General features: G+C 52.3%; 10 protein-coding genes, 1 tRNA gene, 3 rRNA genes and 1 riboswitch. All 14 genes read left to right on the top strand.

Going from position 1 to position 16,202, the window contains the following annotated elements; genetic code table 11:
* Positions 1-50: 50 nt before the first annotated feature.
* The 14 genes from FA954_RS12945 (at position 51) to purN (ending at position 16,201) form a co-directional block, all read left to right on the top strand.
* A 16S ribosomal RNA gene (locus tag FA954_RS12945) occupies positions 51-1,599 on the top strand.
* A 349-nt stretch (positions 1,600-1,948) separates the two neighbouring features.
* Positions 1,949-4,884: ribosomal RNA gene (locus FA954_RS12940) — 23S ribosomal RNA — on the top strand.
* Between the two features lie 54 nt (positions 4,885-4,938).
* Positions 4,939-5,015 (top strand) — tRNA-Arg (locus FA954_RS12935).
* Positions 5,016-5,024: 9 nt separating this feature from the next.
* Positions 5,025-5,139, top strand: a 5S ribosomal RNA gene (rrf, locus tag FA954_RS12930).
* Together the 16S, 23S and 5S rRNA genes with 1 tRNA gene alongside form the textbook arrangement of a ribosomal RNA operon.
* An 883-nt stretch (positions 5,140-6,022) precedes the next feature.
* A riboswitch (purine riboswitch) is annotated at positions 6,023-6,124 on the top strand.
* Between the two features lie 102 nt (positions 6,125-6,226).
* Complete coding sequence (gene purE, locus FA954_RS12925) at positions 6,227-6,715, top strand: 5-(carboxyamino)imidazole ribonucleotide mutase (protein WP_037996222.1); 489 nt, start codon at positions 6,227-6,229, stop codon at positions 6,713-6,715.
* Entirely contained in the window at positions 6,712-7,911 is a 1,200-nt protein-coding gene (purK, locus tag FA954_RS12920; RefSeq protein ID WP_231564614.1) for a 5-(carboxyamino)imidazole ribonucleotide synthase, read from the top strand. The genes purE and purK overlap by 4 nt, the downstream gene beginning before the upstream one ends.
* A gap of 16 nt (positions 7,912-7,927) precedes the next feature.
* Complete coding sequence (gene purB, locus FA954_RS12915; protein ID WP_037996220.1) at positions 7,928-9,226, top strand: adenylosuccinate lyase; 1,299 nt, start codon at positions 7,928-7,930, stop codon at positions 9,224-9,226.
* Between the two features lie 60 nt (positions 9,227-9,286).
* Positions 9,287-10,006 carry a phosphoribosylaminoimidazolesuccinocarboxamide synthase gene (gene purC, locus FA954_RS12910; protein WP_037996219.1) on the top strand — a complete coding sequence of 240 codons (720 nt, stop codon included), beginning with the start codon at positions 9,287-9,289 and terminating at the stop codon, positions 10,004-10,006.
* Positions 9,999-10,250, top strand: a complete 252-nt coding sequence (gene purS, locus FA954_RS12905; RefSeq protein ID WP_037996215.1) for a phosphoribosylformylglycinamidine synthase subunit PurS — start codon at positions 9,999-10,001, stop codon at positions 10,248-10,250. Before purC ends, purS begins: the two co-directional genes overlap by 8 nt.
* A gap of 1 nt (position 10,251) precedes the next feature.
* Positions 10,252-10,935: a phosphoribosylformylglycinamidine synthase subunit PurQ gene (gene purQ / locus FA954_RS12900; protein WP_037996214.1), complete on the top strand. Its 684-nt coding sequence runs from the start codon at positions 10,252-10,254 to the stop codon at positions 10,933-10,935.
* The gene (purL, locus tag FA954_RS12895; RefSeq protein WP_138615183.1) at positions 10,919-13,207 is read left to right on the top strand and encodes a phosphoribosylformylglycinamidine synthase subunit PurL; all 2,289 of its coding nucleotides are present in this window, start codon (positions 10,919-10,921) and stop codon (positions 13,205-13,207) included. Before purQ ends, purL begins: the two co-directional genes overlap by 17 nt.
* Positions 13,171-14,595, top strand: coding sequence for an amidophosphoribosyltransferase (gene purF, locus FA954_RS12890; RefSeq protein WP_037996212.1), 1,425 nt, complete (start codon positions 13,171-13,173; stop codon positions 14,593-14,595). Before purL ends, purF begins: the two co-directional genes overlap by 37 nt.
* Positions 14,592-15,635, top strand: a complete 1,044-nt coding sequence (purM, locus tag FA954_RS12885) for a phosphoribosylformylglycinamidine cyclo-ligase (protein WP_138615182.1) — start codon at positions 14,592-14,594, stop codon at positions 15,633-15,635. The genes purF and purM overlap by 4 nt, the downstream gene beginning before the upstream one ends.
* Positions 15,626-16,201 carry a phosphoribosylglycinamide formyltransferase gene (purN, locus tag FA954_RS12880; RefSeq protein WP_037996205.1) on the top strand — a complete coding sequence of 192 codons (576 nt, stop codon included), beginning with the start codon at positions 15,626-15,628 and terminating at the stop codon, positions 16,199-16,201. The genes purM and purN overlap by 10 nt, the downstream gene beginning before the upstream one ends.
* Position 16,202 lies beyond the last annotated feature (1 nt).

Below are 16,202 nucleotides of genomic sequence, written 5' to 3'. Positions count from 1 at the left end.
CTGAAGAGTGAAGACATGACTCGTTAATTCTTGAGAGTTCACATCAAACTTTTTTGGAGAGTTTGATCCTGGCTCAGGATGAACGCTGGCGGCGTGCCTAATACATGCAAGTCGAGCGGGAGAATCATCCTTCGGGATGAGGATCCAGCGGCGAACGGGTGAGTAACACGTGGGCAACCTGCCCGCAAGACCGGGATAACTCCGGGAAACCGGGGCTAATACCGGATAGTCCTTTTCTCCGCATGGGGAAAAGGGGAAAGGCGGCTTCGGCTGTCACTTGCGGATGGGCCCGCGGCGCATTAGCTGGTTGGTGAGGTAACGGCTCACCAAGGCGACGATGCGTAGCCGACCTGAGAGGGTGATCGGCCACACTGGGACTGAGACACGGCCCAGACTCCTACGGGAGGCAGCAGTAGGGAATTTTCCGCAATGGGCGAAAGCCTGACGGAGCAACGCCGCGTGAGTGAGGACGGCCTTCGGGTTGTAAAACTCTGTTCTTGAGGAAGAATTCCTTCCAGGCGAACAGCCTGGAAGGTTGACGGTACTCAAGGAGAAAGCCCCGGCTAACTACGTGCCAGCAGCCGCGGTAATACGTAGGGGGCGAGCGTTATCCGGAATTATTGGGCGTAAAGCGCGCGCAGGCGGCTGATTAAGTCAGGTGTGAAAGGCTGCGGCTCAACCGCAGAGCGGCACCTGAAACTGGTCAGCTTGAGTGCAGGAGAGGGGAGCGGAATTCCCGGTGTAGCGGTGGAATGCGTAGAGATCGGGAGGAACACCAGTGGCGAAGGCGGCTCTCTGGCCTGTAACTGACGCTGAGGCGCGAAAGCGTGGGGAGCAAACAGGATTAGATACCCTGGTAGTCCACGCCGTAAACGATGAGTGCTAGGTGTTGGGGGGCTACGCCCCTCAGTGCCGAAGGTAACCCATTAAGCACTCCGCCTGGGGAGTACGGCCGCAAGGCTGAAACTCAAAGGAATTGACGGGGGCCCGCACAAGCGGTGGAGCATGTGGTTTAATTCGAAGCAACGCGAAGAACCTTACCAGGGCTTGACATCCCGCTGACCCCTCCAGAGATGGAGGTTTCCTTCGGGACAGCGGTGACAGGTGGTGCATGGTTGTCGTCAGCTCGTGTCGTGAGATGTTGGGTTCAGTCCCGCAACGAGCGCAACCCTTGTCGTTAGTTGCCAGCATTTCGGATGGGCACTCTAACGAGACAGCCGGTGAAAGCCGGAGGAAGGTGGGGATGACGTCAAATCATCATGCCCCTTATGTCCTGGGCTACACACGTGCTACAATGGCTGGTACAAAGGGCAGCGAACCCGCGAGGGGGAGCCAATCCCAAAAAGCCAGTCTCAGTTCGGATCGCAGGCTGCAACTCGCCTGCGTGAAGCCGGAATCGCTAGTAATCGCGGATCAGCATGCCGCGGTGAATATGTTCCCGGGCCTTGTACACACCGCCCGTCACACCACGAGAGTTTGCAACACCCGAAGTCGGTGAGGCAACCTTTTAGGAGCCAGCCGCCGAAGGTGGGGCAGATGATTGGGGTGAAGTCGTAACAAGGTATCCCTACCGGAAGGTGGGGATGGATCACCTCCTTTCTAAGGAGCTCATTTCGAGCAAAAACGTTTCAAAGAGTCATGTCTCACACTCTTTGGTTTTCAAGGAATACTGATGGCCAACCTTCCGGTTGGTCATTTGTATCTAACCTTGAATATTGAATCACTCACTTCAAATTTTTTATAAAAAAGGGTTGCATTTTTCTTGCGACCGTGATATATTACTCCTTGTCGCCGCGAAAGGCGGTGGACAAAAGGAAAAAGAACGCACCTTGAAAATGAGATATGGAAGAAGCAAGACGAGGTTGGAGAAGCTCGTTTGACGAGAATCTTCACACGTCGCTTGTCAAGTTGCAATCACCGGGAGAAGTAATCTCCAAGAGAGCCAGTAGGGTAAGCTACTAAGGGCACACGGTGGATGCCTTGGCGCCAGGAGCCGATGAAGGACGGGACGAACACCGATATGCCCCGGGGAGCTGTAAGTGAGCGTTGATCCGGGGATGTCCGAATGGGGGAACCCGCCAGCTTGAAGAGCTGGCACCGCCATCTGAATCCATAGGATGGACGGGGGCACACCAGGGGAACTGAAACATCTTAGTACCCTGAGGAAGAGAAAGCAAACGCGATTCCCTGAGTAGCGGCGAGCGAAACGGGAACAGCCCAAACCGGTTGGCAAAGCCAACCGGGGTTGTAGGACGTCTCACACGGAGTTACAAAGGTGACGGATAGATGAAGTGGTTCTGGAAAGACCCGCCAAAGAAGGTAACAGCCCTGTAATCGAAATCGGTCACCCTCCGAGACGGATCCTGAGTACCGCGGGACACGTGAAACCCCGTGGGAAGCAGGGAGGACCACCTCCCAAGGCTAAATACTCCCTGGCGACCGATAGTGAACCAGTACCGTGAGGGAAAGGTGAAAAGCACCCCGGGAGGGGAGTGAAAGAGAACCTGAAACCGTGTGCTTACAATCAGTCGGAGTCCTTTTAAAGGGATGACGGCGTGCCTTTTGTAGAATGAACCGGCGAGTGACGGTTACGTGCGAGGTTAAGGTGAGAAGCCGGAGCCGCAGCGAAAGCGAGTCTGAACAGGGCGAATGAGTACGTGGCCGTCGACCCGAAACCGGGTGATCTACCCATGTCCAGGGTGAAGTTCCGGTAACACGGAATGGAGGCCCGAACCTGTTGGTGTTGAAAAACCATAGGATGAGGTGTGGGTAGGGGTGAAATGCCAATCGAACCCGGAGATAGCTGGTTCTCCCCGAAATAGCTTTAGGGCTAGCCTCGGAGAGGAGTCGTGGAGGTAGAGCACTGATTGGGCTAGGGGCCCCCACAGGGTTACCGAACTCAGTTAAACTCCGAATGCCACAGACTTGTCCTCCGGGAGTCAGACTACGAGTGCTAAGATCCGTGGTCGAGAGGGAAACAGCCCAGACCGCCAGCTAAGGTCCCAAAGTAACCGTTAAGTGGCAAAGGATGTGGAGTTGCCCAGACAACCAGGATGTTGGCTTAGAAGCAGCCATCATTCAAAGAGTGCGTAATAGCTCACTGGTCAAGTGACTCTGCGCCGAAAATGTAACGGGGCTAAACGGTTCACCGAAGCTGCGGATGTCCTTCGGACATGGTAGGGGAGCGTTCCAAACAGCAGCGAAGCTGCTTCGTGAGAAGCGGTGGAGCGTTTGGAAGTGAGAATGCCGGTATGAGTAGCGGAAAGAAGGGTGAGAATCCCTTCCACCGAAAGCCTAAGGTTTCCTGAGGAAGGTTCGTCCGCTCAGGGTTAGTCGGGACCTAAGTCGAGGCCGAAAGGCGTAGGCGATGGACAACAGGTTGAGATTCCTGTACCACCTTGTTCCGTTGACGACGGGGGGACGCAGGAGGGTAGAGAATCGCGCGACTGGTTGTGCGCGTCCAAGCAGTGAGGCTGAAGAGACAGGCAAATCCGTCTCTTCTTAAGGCTAGGCTGTGATGGCGAGGGAAGTTTCAGTACCGAAGTTCTTGATCTCACACTGCCAAGAAAAGCCTCTAAGGAGGAACAAGGTGCCCGTACCGCAAACCGACACAGGTAGGCGAGGAGAGAATCCTAAGGTGCTCGGGAGAACTCTCGTTAAGGAACTCGGCAAAATGACCCCGTAACTTCGGGAGAAGGGGTGCCCCGTTAGGGTCTTCGGGCCCGAGGGGGCCGCAGTGAAGAGGCCCAGGCGACTGTTTAGCAAAAACACAGGTCTCTGCAAAGCCGCAAGGCGAAGTATAGGGGCTGACGCCTGCCCGGTGCTGGAAGGTTAAGGGGAAGAGTTAGCTCACGCGAAGCTCTGAACCGAAGCCCCAGTAAACGGCGGCCGTAACTATAACGGTCCTAAGGTAGCGAAATTCCTTGTCGGGTAAGTTCCGACCCGCACGAAAGGCGTAACGATCTGGGCGCTGTCTCAACGAGAGACCCGGTGAAATTGTACTACCAGTGAAGATGCTGGTTACCCGCGACAAGACGGAAAGACCCCGTGGAGCTTTACTGCAGCCTGATATTGAATCCGGGTACGGCTTGTACAGGATAGGTGGGAGTCTGCGAAGCCGGAGCGCCAGCTTCGGTGGAGACGCCGGTGGGATACCACTCTGGCCGTATCGGGGTTCTAACTCGCCGCCGTCATCCGGCGGGAGGACCGTGTCAGGTGGGCAGTTTGACTGGGGCGGTCGCCTCCTAAAAGGTAACGGAGGCGCTCCAAGGTTCCCTCAGCGCGGTTGGAAATCGCGCCCTCAGAGTGCAAAGGCAGAAGGGAGCTTGACTGCGAGACCTACAAGTCGAGCAGGGACGAAAGTCGGACTTAGTGATCCGGTGGTTCCGTGTGGATGGGCCATCGCTCAACGGATAAAAGCTACCCCGGGGATAACAGGCTTATCTCCCCCAAGAGTCCACATCGACGGGGAGGTTTGGCACCTCGATGTCGGCTCATCGCATCCTGGGGCTGAAGTAGGTCCCAAGGGTTGGGCTGTTCGCCCATTAAAGCGGTACGCGAGCTGGGTTCAGAACGTCGTGAGACAGTTCGGTCCCTATCTGTCGCGGGCGCAGGAAATTTGAGAGGAGCTGTCCTTAGTACGAGAGGACCGGGATGGACGCACCTCTGGTGTACCAGTTGTTCCGCCAGGAGCACCGCTGGGTAGCCAAGTGCGGAAGGGATAAGCGCTGAAAGCATCTAAGCGCGAAGCCCCCCTCAAGATGAGATTTCCCATTCCCTTCGTGGAAGTAAGACCCCTTGTAGATGACAAGGTAGATCGGTCCGGGGTGTAAGCACAGCAATGTGTTCAGCTGACGGATACGAATCGGTCGAGGGCTTTCCCTACTACTTCTCACGGTTGCTTTGCTTCTTCCATTCTCATTTTCAGGGTGTGTTCATGTGCCCTTAGCTCAGCTGGATAGAGCGTCTGACTACGGATCAGAAGGTCGGGAGTTCGAATCTTCCAGGGCACGCCAATCAAATTGTCTGGTGACCATAGCGGAGGGGATTCACCCGTTCCCATCCCGAACACGGAAGTTAAGCCCTCCAGCGCCGATGGTACTTGGGGATGACCCCTGGGAGAGTAGGTCGTTGCCAGGCGAATTGTCACCCGAACCACCTTCAGCAATCATGCTGAAGGTGGTTTTTTTATGCTTGTTTTGATTTTTTTATGCTTGTTTTGATTTTTTTTTCTTCTTTTGCTATGGATGAGAGGGAATGGGGGCATTTATGGTCATATGTATTTCCTGAAACATATGTCTTCCCATATAAAGTGATGATGGGCAAAGATTGACGAAAGCTGTGGAAAGGATGGCAGGAAAAGATAGATGAACGGGTTTTCCTTTGCAAACCAAAACGTTGAAGGCATCTGGTTCAGCTAAAGGATTGAATGCGTGAATTTTCAATACGTAATGCAGGAATCAAAGAAAGCAAACAAATTATCAGGTTGAATGCATGTATATTTAACACGAATGGCTTGGTGTTTTCTGCCCGGATCTGCAGAAAATATGAAAGAACCGGTCAAAAAATCCGGAATCATTTATTCCGCCAGAGGATGCGGATGCAGAATGATTGCCTCTTGGTTCAGGACGGATATGGATTAAAAAATTTCAATCATCCGGAAAGCCGGTTTAAAAACGGGTATGAGAGGAATTTGGCAACGTCTTTGGCCGATACGTCCATACCGGCATCTGTTTTTTCAGAGGGAGTGAAAGATTTTACATACGAGACGCAGGCGGGCGGTACAAATATAGAAAAGAAAATCCGGATGTTTTTGCAACGAATGGAAACGGAACGAGACGACTGTTTCTTATCAAGCGGATCCCCAACAAGGTTTTTACGGGTTTTGTGTTGTCAGAGGCCTCTTTTTTTCTTGAAACACCAGATTTATGATAAAAAACACGAACGAGGTGAAATTTGTTAACCGTAAATGTTCGTTTATTATATTGACGCGTTCCTTGGTTTCCTGTTACACTGAGAGTGAATTGAATAGCTGTTGTTTTCTCATATATGCTCAGGAATATGGCTTGAGCGTCTCTACCAGGAAACCGTAAATTTCCCGGCTATGAGAAAAAACTGTTTGTTTGGGATCTTCTTGAGAGAAGATGAGCCTAAGCAGTAGTTTTTCTCATGCCCTTTTTCAGAAAACCTGCTGTTTAGGCTTATCTTTTTGAAAAGGAGAGGAACCATGGATCAGGCAAAAGTCGGAGTGATTATGGGGAGCACCTCAGATTGGCCGACAATGAAAAATGCATGTGAAGTGTTAGACGAATTGGGAATCAGTTATGAAAGCAAAGTCGTATCTGCCCATCGTACCCCGGATGAAATGTTTCAATATGCCAGTGAAGCCGAAAACAGAGGCATTCAAGTCATTATTGCGGGGGCAGGGGGAGCGGCCCATTTGCCGGGCATGGTGGCAAGCAAAACCGTGTTGCCGGTGATCGGGGTTCCCATCAAAACTTCTTCCCTGAATGGATTGGATTCCTTGTTGTCCATCGTGCAAATGCCGGGAGGCGTTCCGGTGGCAACCGTTGCCATCGGCAAAGCCGGCGCGGTCAATGCCGGATTGCTGGCGGCGGAAATGCTCGGCATCAAAGATCCGGAAATTCGCAAACGCCTGCAGCAGCGAAGGGAGCAGATCCGTGAGCGGGTATTGAAGGAGAGTGATCTTGCTTGAATTCATACCTGAAGGAAAAACCGCAAGCATTGATCTCTCCGGGTCAAACCGTCGGTATTTTAGGCGGGGGGCAATTGGGAAGAATGGTCATTAATGAAGGGAGAAAGATGGGCTTTCACTTTGTGACCCTGGATCCCGATCCCGATTGTCCGGGAGCGCAAGCATCAGACCGGCATATTGCGGCTAAATATGACGATTGGGATGCTGTGGCCAAACTGGCCGGACAATGCGATTTGATTGTTTATGAATTTGAAAACATCCCTCCGGAAGTGGTCGAATACCTGGAAAAGATCAAACCGCTCCCCCAGGGAAGCCGGTTGCTGAAAACCACCCGGCATCGGTTGAGGGAGAAAAAAGCGCTCCGGGAAGCGGGCGTCCCGGTGGCCCGTTTTCAAGAAGTGAATACGTTTCAGGATCTCATGCAAGCAGTGGAAGAGTTGGGATGGCCGGCCGTGCTCAAAACGACAACCGGCGGGTATGACGGAAAAGGACAGTGGATTTTGCATTCCCTGGACGATGTGGACCGGTTGCCGGCCGGACTGTTTGAAGAAGGCAAACCCTTCATTTTGGAGGAATGGGTTCCTTTTGAAAAAGAAATTTCGGTGGTCGTTGCCAGGAGTATTCACGGAGAAATGGCAGCTTTTCCGCCGGCTGTTAATTTGCACCGCAATCATATTTTGCATCTGTCGGTTTCTCCGGCTCCTGTTTCCGATTCCGTCATCCGACAGGCCGTCCATTGGGCAAAGCAAATCGCGGAGTCTTTGGAGGTTGTCGGGCTCATTGCAGTGGAGATGTTTTGCATGGAAGACGGAAGGCTGCTGGTGAATGAACTGGCTCCCCGGCCTCACAATTCCGGCCATTACACCTATGATGCCTGCCTGACTTCACAATTTGAACAGTTGATCCGCGCTGTTGCCGGGCTGCCGCTCGGACCGGCAGAGCAAGTAAAGCCGGCTGTGATGGTAAATCTCCTCGGCGAGCACATGGAAATGTTCCGGAGTCATTTTCCCCGGCTCCCGGGGGATATCAAGCCGCATTGGTACGGAAAAAAAGAAGCAAAGCCCGGACGGAAAATGGGGCATCTGACCTTGCTCGGCCGGTCCATGGAAGAAGCAGTTCAGTGGATGGACGGGAGCGGAATTTGGCCTCCTTTGACGGAACAAGAAAAAAAGGTTATTTATAATAGAGATTCTTAAAAAAGGTGGAAAAGCAATGATTGAACGTTATACGCGACCCGAGATGGGACAAATCTGGACCGAAGAAAACAAATACCAAGCATGGTTGGAAGTAGAAATCCTTTCCTGCGAAGCTTGGGCCAAATTGGGCGTCATTCCGGAAGAAGACGTCAAACAGATCCGCAAAAACGCGGAAATTCATGTGAACCGCATTTATGAAATTGAACAGGAAACGCGCCATGATGTGGTGGCCTTCACCCGGGCAGTGGCGGAAACATTGGGCCCGGAATCCAAATGGGTCCACTACGGATTGACCTCCACCGATGTGGTGGATACGGCGCTTTCCTATCTCTTAAAGCAAGCCAATGAAATTTTGCTGAAAGACCTGGACCGTTTGATTGAGGTGTTGAAAGAAAAAGCCAAAGAGCATAAATACACCGTCATGATGGGGCGCACCCACGGGGTTCATGCCGAACCGACCACATTCGGATTGAAAATGGCCCTGTGGCTGGAAGAGATGAAACGAAACAGAGAGCGCTTCGTGCAAGCCATGGAGACCGTGCGGGTCGGAAAAATTTCCGGGGCGGTCGGAACGTATGCCAATATTGATCCCTTTGTGGAGAAATATGTTTGCGAAAAACTGGGGTTGAAACCTTCCCCGATTTCGACGCAAACCCTGCAACGCGACCGTCATGCGCAATACGTCTCCACCTTGGCCCTGATTGCCACATCGCTGGAGAAGTTTGCCACCGAGATTCGCGGTTTGCAAAAAAGCGAGACCCGGGAAGTGGAAGAGCCCTTCCGCAAAGGACAAAAAGGATCATCGGCCATGCCGCACAAACGCAATCCGATCGGTTGTGAAAACATCAGCGGATTGGCCCGAGTGGTTCGCGGACACATGGTCTCTGCATATGAAAATGTTTCTCTCTGGCATGAACGGGATATTTCCCATTCATCGGTGGAACGGGTGATTTTGCCGGATTCCACGATTTTGCTCAACTATATGTTGAATCGTTTCACCAACATCGTTCGTGATTTAACCGTATTCCCGGAAAATATGAAACGGAATATGGAACGGACCTTCGGGCTCATTTATTCGCAACGGGTGCTGCTCAGTCTCATCAATAAAGGATTGAAACGGGAAGAGGCTTATGACCGTGTGCAGCGTTTGGCCATGCAGGCTTGGGAAGAACAGCGTCCGTTTAAGCCTCTGGTGGAACAAGACGAGTTGATTTCCCGGACATTAACCCCCGAAGAGGTGGAAGATTGTTTTGATTACCGTTACCACTTAAAACAAGTGGACACGATTTTCACCCGGTTGGGATTGGATGATTGATTTCGCGGTGAAGCCGGTTTTCCGGCTTCCCTCCCACCTTCCTTTGAAAGGAGCAGGCCAATGGATACCTTGGAGATGTTATATGAAGGAAAGGCCAAGCAAATTTTTAAAACCGGTGACCCTTCCTTGGTTCTGGTGCGCTACAAGGATGCGGCAACGGCTTTTAACGGTGAGAAGCGGGCTGAGCTTTCAGGCAAAGGCGAATTGAACAACCGGATCAGTTCCTTCTTCTTTCAATTGTTAACCAAAGAAGGCATTCCACATCATTTTGTAAGAGAAGTTTCCGCATGCGAGCAACTGGTGAAAAAGGTGAACATCATCCCGCTGGAAGTGGTGGTGAGAAACCGGGTGGCCGGTTCCATGGCCAAAAGGCTGGGGCTGGAAGAAGGAAAAATCCTGCCGCAACCGGTGGTGGAGTTTTATTACAAAAACGATGAGCTGGGGGACCCGCTTTTGACGGAAGACCACGTGGCCATTTTGAATCTGGCGACCCCTGCGCAAAGAGCCCGGCTCAAAGAGACGGCTTTAAAGGTAAACCGCTTTTTGTCGGAATGGTTGGATCAACGGGGAATTGTGCTGGTGGATTTTAAATTGGAATTTGGAACGGATGAAAAGGGCGAAATATTGTTGGCGGACGAAATTTCACCGGATACTTGCCGCTTTTGGGATAAAGAAACCGGGGAGCGTCTGGATAAGGATCGTTTTCGCCGTGATCTCGGCCAGGTTGTGGAATCTTATCAAAAAATTTGGAATCGTTTGGAAGGGGATAGCCATGTTTAAAGCTGAAATTTTCGTGTCGCTGAAAGAAAGTGTTCTGGATCCGCAGGGAGTGGCCGTCAAAAGTTCACTGCATTCCCTCGGGTTTCAAAAAGTGAGCGATGTCCGCATCGGCAAGCGCCTGGAGATGATGCTGGAATGCGACAGCCGGGAAGAGGCGGAAAAACAGGTTCAGGCGATGTGTGAAAAAATGTTGGCCAATCCAACGATCGAAAATTATACCTTTGAAGTGGAGAGGGTGTCCTGACGTGAAATTTGCGGTTCCCGTATTTCCCGGATCCAATTGTGACATGGACTGTATCCATGCGGTTGAAGACGTATTGGGCAATCCGGTGACACCGGTATGGCATCATGAATCGGATTTGTCTTCCTATGATGCCGTGATTTTGCCGGGAGGATTTTCTTACGGCGATTATTTGCGCTCCGGTGCCATTGCACGGTTTTCCCCGGTGATGCAAGGTGTCAAAAAAGCAGCGGCAGACGGAAAACTGGTGATCGGTATCTGCAACGGATTTCAAATTTTGCTGGAAAGCGGATTGTTGCCGGGAGCGATGTTGAAAAACAAAAACCTTTCTTTTCTCTGTGATTTTCAGACCCTGCGCGTGGAAAACGCCAAAACCCCGTTTACGATGCAGTATCAGGAAGGCGAACGGATCCGGATTCCGATCGCGCATCAGGAAGGCAATTATTACTGTGATGAAAAGACCCTCGCCGGGTTGGAAGAAAACGGGCAGATTGTGTTTCGTTATGCGGATGAAAATCCCAACGGCTCCGTGCAAAACATCGCAGGCATTTGCAACCGGGAAGGAAACGTGCTGGGCATGATGCCCCACCCGGAAAGGGCAATTCACGAGTGGATGGGATCCGAAGACGGAAGACGCCTGTTTCAATCGATGTTGAAATACGGGAAGGAGAATGGCGGTGCAGCTTGAGAACAAAGTGATCGAGAAGTTGGGCAATGAACCCTCCCCGGAAGTGATCAAGGAGAAAAAATTATACCGGGAGATGGGGCTGTCGGATCAGGAGTTTGAACAAATTGCCGGGCATCTGGGACGTTTGCCGAACTGGACGGAAACAGGGATTTACAGTGTCATGTGGTCAGAACACTGCAGTTATAAAAATTCAAAACCGTTGTTGAAGCGGTTTCCGACCCAGGGCCCAAGGGTGATTCAAGGGCCCGGGGAGGGAGCCGGGGTGATCGACATTGATGATGGCCAAGCCGTTGTTTTTAAAATCGAAAGTCACAATCACCCTTCAGCCATTGAACCGTTCCAGGGGGCCGCAACCGGGGTGGGCGGCATCATCCGGGATGTCTTCTCCATGGGCGCCAGACCCGTTGCGCTTTTAAATTCGCTCCGGTTTGGCGATTTGCGTTCCCCGAGGGTCCGTTATCTGTTTGAACAAGTTGTGGCCGGGATTGCCCATTATGGAAATTGCATCGGCATCCCGACCGTGGGCGGGGAAGTCGTTTTTGACGATGCATATGACGGCAATCCGTTGGTCAATGCCATGTGCGTGGGTGTCTTGAATCATGACGAGTTGCAAAAAGGGGTTGCCATTGGTCCGGGAAATCCCGTGATTTATGTCGGTTCCAGCACCGGACGGGACGGGATCCACGGAGCCACGTTTGCCAGTGAAGAGTTGAATGAATCGGCCGGGGAAAAACGTCCGGCGGTTCAAGTCGGCGATCCGTTTATGGAGAAGCTGCTGCTTGAGGCTTGTTTGGAAATGGTGAAAAAGGAAATGTTGATCGGGATTCAGGACATGGGCGCCGCCGGACTCACCTGTTCCAGTGCTGAAATGGCGGCCAAAGGCGGGCACGGATTGGAACTGAATCTGGATCTGGTTCCCCAGCGCGAAAAGGGAATGACCCCCTATGAGATCATGCTTTCCGAATCCCAGGAACGGATGCTTCTGGTGGTGGAAAAAGGGCGGGAGCAAGAAATCATGAACATCTGCAAGAAGTGGGGCTTGCAATCCGCCGTGATCGGGCAGGTGACTGAAGGGGATCGTTACCGGATTTATTCCCAAAATCAATTGGTTGCCGACATTCCTGTCAACACGTTGGTGGATGATGCTCCGGTTTATACCCGGGAGGAAAAAGTCCCAGAATATTATGTGCAAAATGCCTCGGTCCAACCGGAAGAAGACTTGAAAGATATTGATCCGGTGCAAGCGCTTTTGCAGATGGTTTCTTCCCCCAACATGGGAAGCAAAAAGTGGGTTTACCGCCAATATGACCACATGGTGCGTGCCAGCACGGCGGTGCGGCCGGGATCGGATGCCGCGGTGGTCATTCTTCGCGGGACGGAGAAAGCCTTGGCCATGTCCACCGACGGAAACGGGCGTTATGTTTACCTTGATCCGGTTCAGGGAGGAAAAATTGCCGTCAGTGAAGCGGCGCGAAATGTGGTTTGTTCCGGGGCTGAGCCTTTGGGCATCACGGATTGCCTGAATTTCGGAAACCCGGAAAAACCAGAAGTGTATTGGCAGCTGTCCAAGGCGATTGACGGCATGTCCGAGGCTTGTCGCGTGCTTGAATCCCCAGTTATTGGCGGAAATGTCAGCTTATACAACGAAACCAAAGGAAATCCGATTTACCCGACTCCGGTGGTGGGAATGGTCGGGCTGATCCAAAAGCGGGAGCATATCACGACGCAAGCGTTTAAAAACGACGGGGATGTGATTATTCTCCTGGGGGACACTTATGCCGAATTGGGAGGAAGCGAGTTGCAACATCTGATCACGGGCTTGGTCAGCGGCCGGCCGCCGGTATGTGATCTTCAGAAAGAACAGGCTGTGCAAAAAGCGGTTCTTCAAGCCATTCGTTCCGGATACGTCCAATCGGCGCATGATGTGTCCGAAGGCGGTTTGGCTTTGGCTCTGGCCGAATCTTGTATTTCCGGCGGAAAAGGGGCAACCGTCTTCGTGGAGACTGACTTGGCACCGGCCGTCTGTTTGTTCAGTGAAAGTCAGTCGCGCATTTTGATCACCGCTTCCCCGGAAAATGCGGGTCAGATTCAGGAGATTGCCCGCCAATACGGAGTTCCTTGCCGCAAAATCGGGGAAGTGACCGGTGAACGTAAGTTGAAGGTCTCGGTAAACGGGAGCGGTGTTATTCACCAAGATGTTGATCTTTTGAGCAAACGATGGGAGGCTGCCATTTCATGCGCGATGAATCCATCTTCGACTTCGATGAGTTAAACGAAGAATGCGGTGTATTTGCGATCATCGGACATCCGGATGCCGCGCTGCTCACATATTACGGCTTGCACGCTTTGCAACACCGGGGGCAGGAAAGTGCCGGTATTGTTTCAGCTGAGGACGGGGAATTGTTTGCCAAACGGGGGACCGGGCTGGTGACCGAAGTGTTTGATTCCGCGAATTTGAAAGGGTTAAAGGGAACCACCGCCATCGGCCATGTCCGGTACTCCACCTCCGGGGGATCAGGATTGGAAAATGCCCAACCCTTGGTCTTTAATTTTTCGTCGGGCAAATTGGCGATTGCGACCAACGGCAACTTGGTGAATGCCAAACGGTTGCGCTTGCAACTGGAAAAAGAAGGATCCATTTTTCAAACCACATCCGATACGGAAGTCATTGCCCATTTGATTGCCCGTTCCAAAGCCCCGACATTGGAAGAAGCCGTCAAAGAAGCCCTGAAGCAAGTGGTCGGCGCCTATGCTTTGCTCATCCTGACCAATGATCAATTGATCGTCGCTTCGGATCCGCACGGCCTTCGTCCTTTTGCCATGGGGAAAATCGGAGAGGCTCATGTCTTTTCATCCGAAACCTGTGCGTTTAATGTGATCGGCGCAGAATTGGTAAGAGAAATCGAACCGGGGGAGATGATTGTTTTCGACCGGAACGGCGGGATGAAAACCACCCGGTTTGCCGGAAAAAGAGAACGCGCGCTTTGCGCATTTGAATATGTGTATTTTGCCCGTCCGGACAGTTTGATCCGCGGGGTGAATGTGCATGCGGCCCGCAAGCGGATGGGAAGAATCTTGTCGCAAGAAGCACCGGTGGAAGCGGATGTGGTGACCGGGGTGCCGGATTCCAGCACCTCAGCGGCAATCGGGTTTGCCGAAGCCACAGGCATTCCGTACGAGTTGGGATTGATTAAAAACCGCTATATCGGACGGACTTTCATTCAACCGAGCCAGGAATTGCGGGAACAAGGCGTGCGGATGAAGTTAAGCGCCGTGGAGGGTGTGGTTTCCGGAAAAAGAGTCGTCATGGTGGACGATTCGATTGTCCGGGGCACCACCAGCCGCCGGATTGTACGGATGTTGCGGGAAGCGGGCGCCACGGAAGTTCATGTCCGCATCAGTTCCCCTCCTGTGAAAAATCCGTGTTTTTACGGAATTGACACGCCGGACCGCAAACAGTTGGTGGCGGCGGTGAAAAGCATCGATGAAATTTGCAAAGAGATTGGCGCCGATTCGCTGGCTTTTCTCAGCGCCAAGGGAATGCTGAATGCCATTGGATACACTTCATCCGATCAAAACCACGGGCACTGTCTGGCTTGTTTCACCGGTGAATATCCGACCGAAGTGGAAGAGGGACTGGCATTGGAGGGGAAATCATGAGTCAAGCGTACAAGGCCGCAGGAGTCGATATCCAAGCCGGCAATGAGACTGTCAAACGGATCAAAAAGCATGTGCAAAGAACCATGCGTCCCGAAGTGTTGGGGAACATCGGCGGATTTGGCGGATTGTTTGCCTTAAAGCCTTATGAGGAGCCGGTGTTGGTATCGGCAACCGACGGCGTCGGGACCAAACTTTTGATTGCCATGATGATGGACAAACATGACACCGTCGGCGTGGATTGTGTGGCCATGTGTGTGAATGATATCATTGTTCAAGGGGCAGAGCCCTTGTTTTTCCTGGATTATTTGGCAACCGGCCGCCTTTTGCCCGAACAGGCCGAACAAGTGATCAAGGGGATCGCCGATGGATGCGAACAGGCAGGCTGTGCGTTGATCGGGGGAGAAACAGCAGAAATGCCCGGGATGTATTCATCGGGAGAATATGATATTGCCGGGTTTGCAGTGGGGGTTGCCGAGAAGAAAGATCTTTTGCCGCGGAAGGACATTCAAGAAGGCGATGTCTTGATCGGGCTTGCTTCCAGCGGACTCCACAGCAACGGGTTCAGCCTGGTGCGGAAAGTGCTGCTTCAAGACCGAAAACATTCGCTTCACGAAGAAATTCCGGCACTGGGACAAACCTTGGGCGAAGAGTTGCTCACCCCGACCCGCATTTATGTAAAAACCATATGGACGCTTCTCCGGGAATTTACCATCAAAGGCATGGCCCACATCACCGGAGGCGGGTTTGTGGAAAATATTCCCCGCGTTTTGCCGGAGGGGGCCTGTGCCGTGATTGACCGGTCTTCATGGGAGATCCCGCCGATTTTTTCTTTGATTCAAAAAGAAGGAGCTATTGATATCGAAGAAATGCACCAAACATTCAATATGGGAATCGGCATGGTTCTGATCGTTCCCGAAGAAGAGGCCAAAGCGGTGCTTCAAGCTGCCGGGCAACTTGGTGAGAAGGCTTGGGTGATCGGAAACATCGGGAGCGGAACACAACCTGTCCGGTGGGCAGGAGGGGATGCAAAGTGGGTGTAGCCATTTTTGCATCCGGAAACGGGAGCAACTTTGAAGCGCTGGTCCACCATTCCCGCAAGCACGCTTGGGCAGATGAAATCAGGCTGTTGTTTTGCGACCGGCCGGGAGCCGGTGTGATCGGGCGTGCCCAGCGGTTGAAGATTCCGGCCATTCAACGGAGCCCCAAGGAATTTGCCGATAAAGCGTCTTATGAAAGATGGCTGCTCGGGGTGTTAAAGGAACATGGGATTGACAGGATTGTGCTGGCAGGATATATGCGGTTGATTGGCCCGACTTTGCTTGAGGCATATCCCGACCGGATAATCAATATCCATCCTTCTTTGTTGCCGGCATTTCCCGGAAAAGATGCCATATTAAAAGCCTACCGCCATCCGGTGTGTGTGTCCGGCGTCACGGTTCACCTGGTGGATGAAGGAATGGATACCGGACGGATTTTGGCACAAGTCCCGGTTTCTATTGAAAAAGGGGACACTCTGGAAACATTTGAGGAAAAAATGCATCAGGCAGAGCACCGGTTGTATCCCGAAGTTGTTCAAAAATGGATTGCCGGTGAAATCGGGGATTAGA

The sequence above is a fragment of the Thermoactinomyces vulgaris genome (genome assembly GCF_005886755.1).
Classification (GTDB): Bacteria; Bacillota; Bacilli; order Thermoactinomycetales; family Thermoactinomycetaceae; genus Thermoactinomyces; species Thermoactinomyces vulgaris.
Note: the sequence above shows the minus strand (reverse complement) of the source record. Positions and strands in the feature narration are given on the sequence as shown.